At 41.9% G+C, this 13691-nt stretch carries 11 protein-coding genes; 3 read left to right on the top strand and 8 right to left on the bottom strand.

The annotated features are described in order from the left end of the window. Positions 1–1065: a DegT/DnrJ/EryC1/StrS family aminotransferase gene (locus E4S40_RS10125; RefSeq protein ID WP_237563171.1), complete on the top strand. Its 1065-nt coding sequence runs from the start codon at positions 1–3 to the stop codon at positions 1063–1065. A gap of 55 nt (positions 1066–1120) precedes the next feature. Here the strand turns inward: E4S40_RS10125 and E4S40_RS10120 are convergent, their stop codons facing one another. From E4S40_RS10120 to E4S40_RS10090, 8 genes are all read right to left on the bottom strand, one after another. Continuing rightward, positions 1121–1936: a sterol desaturase family protein gene (locus tag E4S40_RS10120; protein WP_135073640.1), complete on the bottom strand. Its 816-nt coding sequence runs from the start codon at positions 1934–1936 to the stop codon at positions 1121–1123. Positions 1937–2712: 776 nt separating this feature from the next. After that, positions 2713–3162 carry a hypothetical protein gene (locus E4S40_RS10115; RefSeq protein ID WP_135073638.1) on the bottom strand — a complete coding sequence of 150 codons (450 nt, stop codon included), beginning with the start codon at positions 3160–3162 and terminating at the stop codon, positions 2713–2715. A gap of 239 nt (positions 3163–3401) precedes the next feature. Beyond that, positions 3402–4403: a hypothetical protein gene (locus E4S40_RS10110; RefSeq protein ID WP_135073636.1), complete on the bottom strand. Its 1002-nt coding sequence runs from the start codon at positions 4401–4403 to the stop codon at positions 3402–3404. 184 nt (positions 4404–4587) lie between these two features. Continuing rightward, positions 4588–4944 (bottom strand): hypothetical protein, encoded by a 357-nt coding sequence (locus E4S40_RS10105; RefSeq protein ID WP_135073634.1) that lies wholly within the window; start codon positions 4942–4944, stop codon positions 4588–4590. A gap of 276 nt (positions 4945–5220) precedes the next feature. Beyond that, the gene (locus E4S40_RS10100; protein ID WP_202615359.1) at positions 5221–6774 is read right to left on the bottom strand and encodes an arylsulfatase; all 1554 of its coding nucleotides are present in this window, start codon (positions 6772–6774) and stop codon (positions 5221–5223) included. A 33-nt stretch (positions 6775–6807) separates the two neighbouring features. Next, positions 6808–8388 carry a sulfatase-like hydrolase/transferase gene (locus E4S40_RS10095; RefSeq protein WP_135073632.1) on the bottom strand — a complete coding sequence of 527 codons (1581 nt, stop codon included), beginning with the start codon at positions 8386–8388 and terminating at the stop codon, positions 6808–6810. 121 nt (positions 8389–8509) lie between these two features. Next, entirely contained in the window at positions 8510–8686 is a 177-nt protein-coding gene (locus E4S40_RS17090) for a hypothetical protein (RefSeq protein WP_161971792.1), read from the bottom strand. 10 nt (positions 8687–8696) lie between these two features. After that, the gene (locus E4S40_RS10090; RefSeq protein WP_135073630.1) at positions 8697–9539 is read right to left on the bottom strand and encodes a VOC family protein; all 843 of its coding nucleotides are present in this window, start codon (positions 9537–9539) and stop codon (positions 8697–8699) included. 120 nt (positions 9540–9659) lie between these two features. Here E4S40_RS10090 and E4S40_RS10085 point away from each other — a divergent pair, with 120 nt between their 5' ends. Next, on the top strand, positions 9660–10796 hold the full coding sequence (locus tag E4S40_RS10085; protein ID WP_135073628.1) for a DUF819 family protein: 1137 nt from the start codon (positions 9660–9662) through the stop codon (positions 10794–10796). Positions 10797–11597: 801 nt separating this feature from the next. Further along, positions 11598–13688, top strand: a complete 2091-nt coding sequence (pta, locus tag E4S40_RS10080) for a phosphate acetyltransferase (protein WP_135073626.1) — start codon at positions 11598–11600, stop codon at positions 13686–13688. Positions 13689–13691: the final 3 nt, after the last annotated feature.

Genomic DNA, 13691 nt, shown 5'->3' with positions numbered 1-13691 from the left:
ATGGATTCAGATCTTCAGGAAAGACTTCGGGCGAAGTTTTCCCAAGTCTTGGAAAAAGGCATTTTCTCCGGTGGAGAGGAGGTTCAGATTTTGGAGAAGACTATCCAACAAAAACTCAATTCTCTTTATGCCATCCCCTGTGCCAATGGAACCGATGCCTTGGAACTGGCCCTTCGGGCTTTGGAGATTGGAGAAGGGGATGAGGTGATTGTACCGGCTTTGACCTGGGTAAGTACGGCTGAGGCTGTTCGAATGGTAGGAGCTAAACCTAAATTCTGGGATACAGATGTAAATGGACTCCTTCGATCGGATTGGGTGGAGGCGATCACCCCAAAAACTAAAGCCGTGATCCCTGTTCATTTGTATGGAAGAATGGTGGATATGGCTACATTGACTGAAAAAGCTCAATTCAAAGGGATTTCAGTGATCGAAGATGCTGCCCAAGCTTTTGGAGCTTTTCAGGATGGAAAAGCTGCCGGAACTTGGGGTTCGGTGGGCTGTCTGAGTTTTTATCCCACCAAAAATCTGGGTGCTCTAGGAGAAGCGGGCATGTGCCTGACTCAAGATGAGAGGTTAGCTGAAAAAATCCGCCTCCTTAGCAATCATGGCCAACCTAAGCGTGATGAGCATGTGCTCGTAGGACGGAATAGCCGAATCGATACACTTCAGGCTGCATTTCTTACCGTGATGCTGGAGGATTTTGAAAAGCATCAGCAGAAACGGAAATCCTTAGCCAAGATTTATTTGGAGGAATTGTCGGACTTAGAAGGCTTGGAATTGCCTCAAGGCCTGATGGAATCCAATCAGAATGCTCATCTTTTTGTGGTGAAATCTGACAAGAGAAATGAGCTCAGGGAGTTTTTGGCAGATCATGGAATAGGAACAGCCATTCATTATCCGCAGATCATTCCTGATATGGAACCGTATTTTGTGGAGGGAGATTTTTCGAATGCTCGAATTCTTGCCAATCAAGGACTTTCCTTGCCTTTGAATCCTTGGCTAAAAGAGGAGGAAGTGGAGAAGATTACTAAAGCGATCAAATCATTTTTTACCAAAAAGTCCTAAAAAAACTCCCCGAGATTTTTCCCGAGGAGTTTGATAGAGAGTTGTGTTAAGTTAATTAATCTGTTTTTATGTTTTTATTCAATGGAAGGCCCAACTGATAGCGTAGGTCCTCATCTTTTGAAGGGTCGGTGACGTCAACTCCGTATTGGATTTTCTTTGTGTCATCGTAGACGAAGGTACCAAAGAGTCTGTCCCAAATGGAGAAGATATTCCCAAAATTCGTATCGGTCCAAGGACGCTCATAGTGATGGTGGAACTTGTGCACATTAGGCGTGATAAAGACCAAGCTCAATGGCTTATCAATCCATTTTGGTAATTCAATATTTGCGTGGGTCACATAAGTAAAGAATACCGTGCAGATTCGATAGAAGACATAAAATGCTAGCGGAATCCCGAAAATAATCACAGTACCAATGGAGAAGAGCTCTCGGATAAAATAATCCCCGGGATGGTGTCTAGTACCTGTGGTGGCATCCACCTTCGTGTCACTGTGGTGAACCAAGTGGAATTTCCACATCCATCGAACCCGATGCAAGAGGTAATGCGCCACATACTGCGCGATAAAGTCAAGGGCCATAACGGCGATTAGGAGTTCTGCCCAGAAGGGGAGTTCTACCCACTGAAGCAAGCCTACCTTGGAAGTACTGATCCAATAAAAAACACCCACGGTAGCCACTCCAACCAGCACATTAATCACCATGGACATGCTAAGGAATACCAGATTGATTCCGTCATGCTTGATTTTATTGTACTGATGCTGTACGAGGGGAATGACCAATTCCAAGATCCAAACCAAAGCCAAACAGGCTACTACCCAAATCAACTTATAGAGGGCGGGTAATTCTTCAAAATAGGAGATAAACTGTTCCATACTCAACTAACTTGCTTCGAATATAATTGGTTTGGGGAATTTTTGCTTAAGGAAAGTTTCGTTGATATGGAACAGATGATGTAAGAGGTAAACAGTAAATTGTAAAAGGTAAAGATGATCCATTACAGGAAAAGCTCCGTAGGAGCGAAATTATTAATAGCCCTGCCTACCGGCAGGCAGGCTGGGGTTTCAACCCCTGGTTTATAAGCAATCATTAACCCCAGCGCTGGCGCAGGATTTTTAGATTGGAAATGGGAAATTGGTGCCAGCAAGATGGAAACGAATATTTTTTCATTGTCCTTTTGGCTTGATCCAAAAGGACCATCCCGATAAAAATCGGGACAAGATTTGCCCCGATAAAAATCGGGGTTCCCCGCACATGGCCCGCGCACACCCCGCTCCTGCCTGCTGCAGGCAGGGCTGCGTCGGCCACCGCACACGTTGGCTAATCATTATTTTCTGGGGGATCTATTTCAAAAAAGCTCCGTAGGAGCGAAATTATTAATAGCCAGGGGTTTCAACCCCTGGTTTATAAGCAATTATTACCCCCAGCGCTGGCGCAGGTTCTTAGAATTGGAAATGGTGAATTGGTGCCAGCAAGATGGAAATGTAGCCCTATTAGCCTAGAGTAGGATTCTCTTGCTGGGGTGAGTGTCTTCACTCACCACTTATTCAATTACTTTTTGAAATTCGTCCGTGGAGACCTGCCTACTTAAAAGGCAGGCGTGAATGGTGACAGAAATTTCTGTCATGCCAACCTATTAAAGGACTAGTCATTAATCCTTGATAGATTGAATCAATTTGAATTTTAACTTTCCATTTTCCTGAAGTTCAAATTCGTAAAGAGACCTACCCAGTATATGGCCATCCTCATAATCTGCTATTAGCCAGCATTTTGACAATAGCTGAATTTTACTAAAATGCATTGTACCACCAAGAACTGCCTTAAGAGGAATTAGTTCGGGAGCTGCTCGAAGGGATGAATCAACAAATTCCACTGGATTTTCTATGCCTTTGCTTTTGAAATATATTTCATCGTAATCATCATACCAATATGTTAGCTCTTTTTGAATTAGTTCATTATTCATCTCAAGCTCTCTTACCCTCGTATTTAGTACTTCATTCTTTTTCTGAAGTTCATCAATTTCAAGTTGGAGTTCTTCTTGGGTTGAGTTGGAACACCCCATAATCAGTAGTGCCATTACGCATAGGTACAAGGTTTTCATAAGTTGAAATTGTATAAAACCCATTATTTTATTTACTTCTTGATTTGGGATCAAGCTAGTTTTCCATAGAATGCTTTGACTATTCACTAAAAATCAAAAGCTAAATCGTCATTAAACATAAAAAACCAAAGCTAAAAACTCAATAAGGAATTAGGTTTTTACACCGTCCACTATTCCAAAAAGGCATAAAAAAAGCCCCGACAAATTAATGGCGGGGCTGGGAAGATGAATTGAGAATTTTATCTCACTGCTTTGATCTGCTCAATGATTAAATCCGCGTAGGCATCGAGGGCTTTTAGCACCACTTCTTTGTATTTGGCTTCATCAGCTTTGATGACAAAAGTTCCTGTATTTGTGGTATTTAGGGAGAGTCCTTTGCTGATCTCCTCCGGAAAAGCTCCTTTATAGGCATCTACCTCTGTCGCGTAGTTTTCGTTGTAGAAGAGATTCTTCATCAGGAGGATATTCGCCATTTGCTTTTTCTCATTGATCAGGGTAAAATTGGTATTCACCAACTTGGTTCTATCGGCAGAATTGGACTGCTTGATCGAAACCTGAGGCATGACATTAGAACTTGTCTTGGTGTTGATAAAATCATAGCCAGGACCATAGCCGTCGGATTTCCATCGGGTGGCATCTATGTCGAATCGGGCAAAATCCACAATAATGTCGTAAGAGTACACATCGCTGCCGCTTTCCTTGGCAATTTTGCTGTAAGGGCCTGGCGTAAATACAAAATCAAAGCGATTATAAGCCATATCTTCAGCCGTTTTTACTTTCACTTGACCGATTAGTTTCCCATTGTCTTCTGTTTTGTCGGCTTTTTCCGAGTTTTTGGCATAAGCGGAGGTGCTTTTGAAAGCCGAACTTTCCGTTAGTTCCAAGCCACCGATGGAAGCAAGTTTTTCCTGAAAACTAGCAGCAAATTCATCCGCGATTTCCTGGCGTGTCTGATCGCTGACTCCTTCTAGCACAGCCCATGCGGTGACAGTTTCCCTTTGTTGACCTTTGCCTAAAAATACAGCTCCACTGGTGATGTCTTTAAAGTGAATGGAGCCCTTTATCAAACCTGCTTTAGTGGAATTTTTGATTGGTTTATCGTAGGGTGCATGGAAATCCTTTTTCGGATCAAAGTCATTAAAACTTGCGAAGGTTACGCCTCCTCTTGCGGTGGCATTGTCTTGAGCTTGTAATGAAAAGCTCATTGCCAGTAGTGTGATAAGGGTTAAAAGATTTTTCATGTCGTTAGTATTATTTAGGCACTAAGTATTCGGTAAATCTATTTACTCCATGAAAAAATCTAAATACGTCATTTGCCCTATATTCGATGTTTTGCCTTTTTAATTGCTTGAAAAGCAGGTTTAAAATTAGGCTTAAGCAAAAAAAAAGTGTAGCAGTAAGCTACACCCTCAATAATTTGACTAGTTATTCATCAAGTTTTTCATAACTCACTCTGGCTTTTGCCTTGCCATCTCGATTGGGATCCAAGTACAATTCGTAGCCTTTCAAGAGTTTTACCTTTTTGGTTTCCTTTTTCAAAACAGTAAGCTCCTCAATGATTTTTCCTTCCTTTTGAACACGAATATAAAACTCTCTTTTTCCGGTGTTTTTAACCACGGTATAGCAATCTTTATCTTCAAAAGGATTGATGGTAGCGTCTTGACCGGGGCCCTTACCGGTCATGAGCATGCTTTGAGATGTGTCTAGTTCAAAATCAGTTTGGGCAAAAACTCCATAAGAAGTCAGGAGGGTTAGCGAGAATAATAAAAGTAGTTTTTTCATTTTCAGGATTTTATGTGATGGTATATGGTAACGGGTCCAGAGATGCATTGTTTCCTGAGCCTTATTTGACCGAGGTTAAAGAACCCTAAAAGACCTGCTGAGAAGGCTACCTCTAAGGGAAATCAAAAAGTCTATAAAAAAAAGAGGCTGTCTCATATTTGTCCTTTGTCATGTTGAGCGGTGTCGAATCGATGCCAATTGATCAACAAGAGACTTCGACTTCGCCCAGTCTGACAAAAAGGTGACATTTGAGACAGCCTCCAATAATGAAGGTTTTTATTGTTTACCCTCTTGTAGCTGCTTCATCAATTCTGAGAAGTCATAGGTAGCGGCTTTTTGTACGGGAGGGTAATCTACAAGGGATTGAATGTGCTCACCGAGTAGCTCCTGAATTGGCTCGTTGATAAATTGTTTTCTTTGAATAATATCTGACCGATCAGTGATGTTATCAAAACTCTCGTAGGGATCAAAGTGGATATTATACATAATCGGAAACTTCTGCTTCTGGTAAGGTGCGTAGTAATTTTCACTTGTTTCAAAGTGTAATTTCCACTGATTGATCCTTACTGCACGAATACCCGATTCGTGATAGTAAATAAAGTTATTGCGCTCACTTTCATCACTTTTGCCTAGCCAGTAATCCAGGTTATTGACTCCATCGATATACTGTTTGCGCTCTTTTTTCATTTTTTCTACCACATCCGGTACACCTGCTGCAGCTGCAAGGGTGGTGAAAATATCCATGTGAGATTGAATTCCTCTAAGTACTTTGCCTTCAGGGATATGACCTTTCCACATGACCATCATAGGTACTCGAGCACCGCCCTCGTAGGTTGTCATTTTTTCGCCTCTAAATGGAGTGGTTCCTCCATGTGTTCGGGCACTATGTTCAGGGCCATTATCGGTAGAATAGATAACGATGGTATTTTCAAGAACACCCATTTTCTCAAGTTCTTCCAGAATCATTCCTACCTGCATGTCATGTTCCATCATACCACTTCCATAAAAATCATGTTCTGTGGTATAAGGAGCTGCTAGGTATCTGTTTTCTGGTTTGAGATGGGTAAACATATGCATCCTACTTGGGTTCAGCCAGACGAAGAAAGGCTTATCATTCTCCTGAGCCCTTTTCATAAAGTCAAAGGAAGCCTCTATAAACTCTTCATCTACGGTTTCCATTCTTTCTTTTGAAAGTTGGCCTGTGTCTTCAATTCGCTGTTTTCCAACTCTTCCAAATCGAGGATCTACGGTTGGATCATCTTCATCCGTAGCCCAGGTATGAAGTACACCTCGGGTTCCATATTTTTTAAAGAACTCAGGGTCTTGTGGGTAATCAACTTGCTGATATTCTTCCTGAGTATTTAGATGGTATAAATTTCCGAAAAACTCATCAAAGCCATGGACGGTAGGGAGATGCTCGTTTCGATCACCCAAGTGATTTTTACCAAATTGTCCTGTGGCATAGCCTTGTTCTTTTAGAACTTCAGCTAGGGTTGGAGATTCCTTTTTCAAACCCAGTTCGGCACCGGGTCTTCCTACTGTGGTCATCCCGCTACGAATAGGATACTGTCCAGTAATTAAGGCAGCTCGACCTGCAGTGCAAGAAGGTTGGGCATAATGTTCGGTAAACATGATTCCTTCTTTTGCGATTCGGTCAATATTTGGAGTGGTATAGCCCATCAATCCGTGACCATAGGCGCTTACATTGCTCCATCCTACATCATCGGGGAAAATAATTAGGATGTTTGGTTTTTCTTGGGCTATGGCTTGGAGATGAAAAAAACATGCGACCAATGCCATTAGAAGCCGAGTGGTTGATTTTGAATTCATAGTAAAGTAATTAAATAAATAGAGTTTCGTTTTTTAAAAATCCAAACCTAAGTCCGTATTCGGATATTTTTGCATGCTAGCAATATGACGTTTTTGAAAAGCGATGATGGCGGGTAAGCCCCATTCAAAATAACGATGCCCCTCACTTGCCATTTCTTTCGGATCTACATTCAAATTGAAAACCCAAGGTGCGGTTCCGATTCTTGTCAAAAGAGATGCATCAATGTTTCTTCGAGTTTCTTTAGTTTCAAACACTTGGAAATGAATTTTGTAATCCCTCCATCTTACTGCACAAAATTCAGTGGAATTCCAAAGGAATATGGCCTGTCGAAGGGAACGCCCATTTTCAGCTAGTAAGAATGGCGTCTGATCTATACCGTCGAAGTATAAATTATCGGGAAGTTGATCCAAAACACCTCCTAATCGAAGGGATACCATATAGATATCAGAAAGATCCATTAGTTCATTGGATTCTTGTCCCGGCTCGATCATTCCTTTCCAGTATGCGATTCCCGGAACTCTGACGCCGCCTTCCCATGTAGTGCCTTTTCCACCTCTCCAAGGGTGATAGCCGGAATCTGGAAATACATCCTCGTTGGCTCCATTGTCAGAAGTGAAAATGACTAGGGTGTTTTCTAATTCACCACTTTTTTCCAGAGCATCCATGATTTCACCCACATAAGCATCCATTTCAACAATGGCGTCTTTTACTGGCATTGCAGCCGGACTTTTTCCTATGAAATCCGCTCCGCTGTAGGTGTCATTATGAATGGCTGTGAATGAATGAACCAAGAAGAAAGGATTATTCCCTGCATTTTCATTGATAAATTTGATAGATTCATTTTTCAGCCTTTCATCAATCTCTCTAACTTCATCCAGATTTGTTATTTCAAAGGCTACTTCTCGCGGACCTCCTTTAACACCTCTAATTAAGCCCTCAGGTTGAAGCTGAAATGCTTTTTCGTGAAGCTCGGGGTTGTTGATCATATCTGAATATTGTCTCTCTACGAGAAATTGGGTGTAATCGGATTGTACAGCGGGTAAGCCATAGAAGTAGTCAAACCCTACCTCATGAGGAAGCATATTTTCAGCTTCTCCGATATGCCATTTACCAATTAAAGCGGACTTGTACCCGGCCTTGGCCAAAAGTTTTGCTTGAGTTACTTCTATCTCCCAAGGATTAGTTTTTACCTTATCCCCGCTGAGTAAAGGTCGGGTAAGTCCACTTCGGATAGGTTGTCTTCCAGTCAGCATCATGGCTCTGGAAGAAGTACAAGTAGGAGTTGAATAAAAGGATGTTAATCTTTTTCCCTCCCGGGCAAGCTTGTCTACATTAGGAGTAGGGGCGCCTACTGCGATTCCACCGCCATTGACCCCAATATCGCCCCAACCCAAGTCGTCGACTAGTAAAATTAGAATGTTTGGTTTTCTACCAATTTTGGATTCAAGGTCTTTAAGTTTTTGAGCAGCGATTTTTTCCTGCTCAGGTCGAGGAATGATAGGTTCTAGATTGTCCTTGATCACGACGGTTTCATCAAAAACACTGATTTGCTGGGCCTGAAGTCCCATACAACTCACTAGAAAAATGGATAACACGAATAGTGTAGCTTTCATATTTAGGGGTTTTGAATTGTCCAACAGAATAAATGCCCAATCAAAAATATGAGCATTATTCTTACTTGTGAAGAGAGTAATGCTCACTATTGTTATTTAAACTAGAAATCTGAGGTTGATTTTACCATCTATACCCACCTCCATACATGCCGACATTCACAGAAGGAGTGACGCGCATGCCATAGGGACCACCGCTAAAGTTTAATCCTACTCCTCCAGTCATATGCATATTGGAGCAGGCTGGTAAAATCATGGAAATGCCGATGATTGCTATAAATGTGATGATTTTCTTTTTCATGATGATCGAATTAAGGATTGTAAACTTGAAGGGCTAAAGGAGCACCGGTTGGGTCAAGGATAATAGCCACAGACCCATTTCGGATACCTGCATTTGGTTCGAGTAAAACGGTAGCACCACTTGCTTTCGCCTTTGCTAAACTCTGCTGCACATCGGCAACCCGGATGTACGGAAGCCAGTGCGTTCGGACGTTTTCGGCAGGATTAGCCAGCATGCCAGCACAGTTCATATCGCCCATTTTGAAAACCGTATAATCGATTGTTCCTTCTTTTCGCATCTCGGTTTCATAGCCTGCGATTTCGGTATAGAAATCATGAGAAGCTTGAGTGTCATTAGACCAAAGTTCCATTCCCAAAAAGGAATTATGTTGGGCGAGTTTTGGTTCGGGATCACCCTTCGCCAAATTTATCAGTGAAAAATTCGCTCCCTGAGGATCTTGAATAAAAGCGACTGTTCCCTGATTTTCTACTGCGACGGGTTTATTGAGAATTTTTGCTCCTAAAGATTTTGCTTCTGAAGCTGAAGCGTCTACGTCTGCTGTTGAGATTGAGCCGATCCATTCTCCGGAATTGTTGTCGCTGTTATACCTAGCCATTAAGCCTACAGGTTGATCTCCGTTTTTGAAAACCCAAATTTCCCGGTTTTTATCTCCATAAGGAATGGTAGTCCATCCGAAAACCTCCTCGTAGAAATTTTTCGAGACTTCAGGATTAGGGGATGCGAGATTGTACCAAACCACCCGGCCATGATGATAACCCGGAGTGGATATTTCTGTCAAAACAGGAGGAGCGGCGCTGGGACTACAAGCAAAAAGAATGAAGCCAAGGCCAAAGGCGGTTAAAAATTTTTTCATGATTAAAGAGTTGATTTTCAAAATTTAAATAATCTCGGCCGGAAATTCAATGGGTTTTTATTTCGAAATTATTTTGATCACTGGTTTAGTTTAAAACCCAGTATTCTCTATTTTTCCAAAATGAGTTTCCAAAATGATCCCATATTCATTGCTGCTGTCCTTTGCTTGGGAGTGTTTTTTGCCATTTGGTTGACCCGGTTTTCTTGGGGAAGGACGGTTGGGACACCCATCTGGGCCATCCTCATTTGTGCTGTTTTTGCCAATGTGGGCTTGATCCCTTCAGCCATGGAAGGTAGCCCTGTTTATGATGGGGTTTTTCAATATGTGGCTCCATTGGGGATATTTATTGCTCTTTTGGAGGTGGATTTGAAAAGTTTGAAAAATGCGGGGATTCCACTTTTACTCATGTTTGCGATAGGTACCGTGGGTACAGTTGTGGGAGTGTTGGTATCCTGGTTTTTGGTAAAACCTGAAGCTGCGATAGGAGAATTGGCAGGGGCAGTGGCCGGGATGTACACGGGAACTTATATAGGAGGAAGCATCAATTTCAATGCAGTGGCATTGAGTTACGGAGTGAATGAACAAGGAACTCTTTTCGCAGCCACGACTGTGGTGGATAATTTGATTGGTACGCCTTGGATTATTGCCACCTTGATCTTGCCCAAATACCTGCAAAAGTTTTTTCCCAGAAAGAAATTAAAGTCAGCGGAGTCGGGTGAAAAACTCCCTCAAGTGGAAGCTATTTCCATGTCTTCTTTGGCTTCAATTTTAGCTTTGGGATTGATGGCAATGATTATCAGCAAGGTGGTTCAGGTATATTTTCCTGCTATTCCTGAGATCATCACCTTGACGACATTGGCTTTGATTTTGGCACAGTTTCCATCTGTTCAGCAGTTGCAGGGGAAGCATACCTTGGGATTTTTCATGATTATTCTTTTCCTCGCAGTAATAGGGACCCTATGTGACATTGGTGCACTTTCTGGGGTTGGAGAATTGGCAGGAACGCTGATGCTTTTTGTGGGATTGTTGGTTTTGATTCACGGCTTGTTTGTCTTCGGAATAGGATCCCTTTTGAAGATGGATTGGGATGTAATTGCTGTTGCTTCTCAGGCAAATGTGGGAGGGAATACTACCGCAATCGCCGCTGCTGAAAGTCTGAATCGACCTGACTTGCTGATCCCGGGAGTTTTGGTTGGAAGCCTAGGAAATGCTTTGGGGACTTATATAGGGTTTTTGGTCGCGGGAGGGTTGAGTTAGAAGGGGTTGGAAAGTTAGAAGGTGGTAAAGTGGGAAGGTTGGAAAGAAGGGGGTTCCACTTCATTATTCTACATTCTACATTCTACATTCATCATTCATTATTTCTTCTCAATTCAAGAAACCCTCCAAGGGTTTTTCTTTTTCTGATGAAGAGTTTTAAGAATTCCCCTAATTACAGGAATACCAATCCCTTGGAGGGTTCTTAAATCGAAAATCGTAGATCGTCCATCGTAAATCCCAACTCATCATACTCATTCTTAATTAATTATTCATTCCTGGTTTATCTACCTATCGGAAGATGGCCATCTTGCTGGGAATAGATATTCGTGTTTCTACCATTTTATAAGGCCCAGCGCTGTTGAGATGTTTTTCTCTTGACCCGGGGTTGCGTCTTTCTCCTCCGTCGAAAGTCTTACCCCGGGTTACCAAACTTAGACCCCGATGGGGTCTTTTTTGAAGGTATTTACCTTTAAGAAGGTTGGAAGGTGGAAAGTGGTAAAGTTAGCAATTGGGGGTAAGCTTCATTTTTTATTATTCATTATTTCTTCTCAATTCAAGAAACCCTCCAAGGGTTTTTCTTTTTCTGATTAGGAGTTTTAAGAATTTCCCTAATTACATGATTACCAATCCCTTGGAGGGTTCGTGCATCGTAAATCGTAATTCGTAAATCTCAATTCATCATTTCTCCTTCTCAATTCATCATTTAAAAAATCCCCTTGTGAACTGATCTTTGTCAGGTATTTTTAGGGATAGCCTACTCAACTTTGTTTCCGATAAAAATCGAATTTTTATTTTCAGCGTATGACTAATGCAATTTATTTAACTACTACTGAACCCTTTTCCGGCAAATCTATCTTCGCTTTGGGGCTCATGAATATGTTGGCCAGTAAAGCCGAGAAATTGGCCTATTTCAAACCCATTATTTCTGGAGGAAAAAAGTCCAGAGATAGACGATTGGAGCTGATTTCCAAGCAGTTTAATCTGACTCAAAGCTATGAGGAGATGTATGCCTTTACCCGCAAAAATGCGATTAAAGAAATCAATAAGCGAAATGAAGCTTATCTGATAGACAGTATCATTGAGAAATTTAACTCCTTGAAAGAGGAGGCGGACTTTGTGGTCGTGGAGGGTACGGACTTTACGGATGTCAATACCAATGTAGAGTTTGATGGGAATATCACCGTTGCAAAAAATCTCGGAATTCCGGCTGCTATTATTTTGAATGGAGCAGATCGAACTACTTCGGAAATTGTGGATTTGGCAATGGCTAGCGCAAATAGCTATTTGACTAGGGGAGTACAGGTTTTGACTCTTATTGCCAATAAAGTTCAAGCGAGCAAATTGGATGAGGTTTTAAGAAGACTTCGCTATGTGCTTCCCGAAAGTATTCTGGTGAATGTCATTCCTTCCCATCAGCAATTGAGTAATCCTACCATGGGGGAAATCATGGAGTCTTTGGGAGCCAAATTGCTTTTTGGAAAGGAATTTCTAACAAATCGTGTGGATCATTCCATCGTGGGAGCCATGCAATTGCATAATTTTTTGGATCGACTAGATAATAATACACTGGTTGTAACTCCAGGTGATAGGGGAGATATTTTGGTAGGTTCACTTCAAGCAAATATTTCCAGAAATTTTGGAAAGGTTGCCGGGGTAATCGTTTCTGGGGGTATGTATCCGGAATCCACCATTGTCAAGTTGATTGAAGGTTTGGAAACAGTAGTACCTGTTTTACAAGTAGAGGATGGGACCTTCATGGTTGTCACTAAGGTGAATCAGATTCGGGCCCGAATTTCACCAAATGATAAGGATAAGATTGCTTTGGCCATTCGCCTATTTGATTCACATGTGGATGAAAAAGCCCTTTCTGAACGTATCACTTCCTTCAACTCCACTATTCTGACACCTCGGATGTTTCAGTATCAAATCGTCAGAAGAGCCAAAAGTCACAAAAAACATATTGTTCTTCCAGAAGGAAACGATGAACGGATTTTGAAAGCTGCCGATATGTTGCTTCGACAAGAAATTGTGGATTTGACCATTTTGGGAAATCAGGATGAAATCCGAAGTGCTATTTCCAAACTGAATCTTTCTATGGATTTGGATAAAGTGAACATCGTAGATCCGGCGAGCTCACCCAACTTTGAAAATTATGCGATGACGCTTTATGAGCTTCGAAAAAACAAAGGACTTTCCTTGGCAACTGCTCGAGATCTGATGCATGATGTATCCTATTTTGGTACCATGATGGTGTATAAGGGAGACGCAGATGGGATGGTTTCCGGGGCAATTCATACAACCCAACATACCATTCGACCTGCTTTGCAGTTTGTGAAAACCAAACCGGGAGTGAATACTGTTTCTTCGGTCTTTTTCATGTGTTTACCAAATCGTGTTTCTGTTTTCGGAGATTGTGCGGTGGTGCCCAATCCAACTTCCGAACAGTTGGCCGATATCGCCATTTCTTCTGCTGAATCGGCTCAGATGTTTGGAATCGAGCCTAAAATTGCCATGCTTTCTTATTCTTCAGGCTCTTCAGGTTCTGGGGAGGAAGTGGAAAAAGTACGGGCAGCTACTGAGCTAGTTAAATCCCGAAGACCGGATTTAAAAATTGAAGGACCCATCCAATATGATGCAGCTGTGGATCCGATTGTAGGAAAGCAAAAGCTTCCGAATTCAGAAGTAGCAGGTCAGGCAAGTGTATTGATTTTCCCGGATCTAAATACCGGAAACAATACCTACAAAGCTGTACAGCGGGAGACAGGGGCTATTGCAATTGGTCCCATGCTCCAAGGACTCAACAAACCGGTTAATGATCTGAGCCGCGGCTGTACAGTTATCGATATTTTCAATACAGTTGTAATCACTGCAATCCAAGCTCAAGAATCCTAATCC

This window comes from Algoriphagus kandeliae, assembly GCF_004571135.1.
GTDB classification, from domain to species: Bacteria; Bacteroidota; Bacteroidia; order Cytophagales; family Cyclobacteriaceae; genus Algoriphagus; species Algoriphagus kandeliae.
This window is presented reverse-complemented; position numbering and strand designations above follow the sequence as displayed.

What these genes read in the sequence shown, in the direction of transcription:
- E4S40_RS10125 (WP_237563171.1), top strand. Translation starts at nt 1, where the DNA reads ATGGATTCAGATCTTCAGGAAAGACTTCGGGCGAAGTTTTCCCAAGTC.
- E4S40_RS10120 (WP_135073640.1), bottom strand. Translation starts at nt 1,936, where the DNA reads ATGGAACAGTTTATCTCCTATTTTGAAGAATTACCCGCCCTCTATAAG.
- E4S40_RS10115 (WP_135073638.1), bottom strand. Translation starts at nt 3,162, where the DNA reads ATGAAAACCTTGTACCTATGCGTAATGGCACTACTGATTATGGGGTGT.
- E4S40_RS10110 (WP_135073636.1), bottom strand. Translation starts at nt 4,403, where the DNA reads ATGAAAAATCTTTTAACCCTTATCACACTACTGGCAATGAGCTTTTCA.
- E4S40_RS10105 (WP_135073634.1), bottom strand. Translation starts at nt 4,944, where the DNA reads ATGAAAAAACTACTTTTATTATTCTCGCTAACCCTCCTGACTTCTTAT.
- E4S40_RS10100 (WP_202615359.1), bottom strand. Translation starts at nt 6,774, where the DNA reads ATGAATTCAAAATCAACCACTCGGCTTCTAATGGCATTGGTCGCATGT.
- E4S40_RS10095 (WP_135073632.1), bottom strand. Translation starts at nt 8,388, where the DNA reads ATGAAAGCTACACTATTCGTGTTATCCATTTTTCTAGTGAGTTGTATG.
- E4S40_RS17090 (WP_161971792.1), bottom strand. Translation starts at nt 8,686, where the DNA reads ATGAAAAAGAAAATCATCACATTTATAGCAATCATCGGCATTTCCATG.
- E4S40_RS10090 (WP_135073630.1), bottom strand. Translation starts at nt 9,539, where the DNA reads ATGAAAAAATTTTTAACCGCCTTTGGCCTTGGCTTCATTCTTTTTGCT.
- E4S40_RS10085 (WP_135073628.1), top strand. Translation starts at nt 9,660, where the DNA reads ATGAGTTTCCAAAATGATCCCATATTCATTGCTGCTGTCCTTTGCTTG.
- pta (WP_135073626.1), top strand. Translation starts at nt 11,598, where the DNA reads ATGACTAATGCAATTTATTTAACTACTACTGAACCCTTTTCCGGCAAA.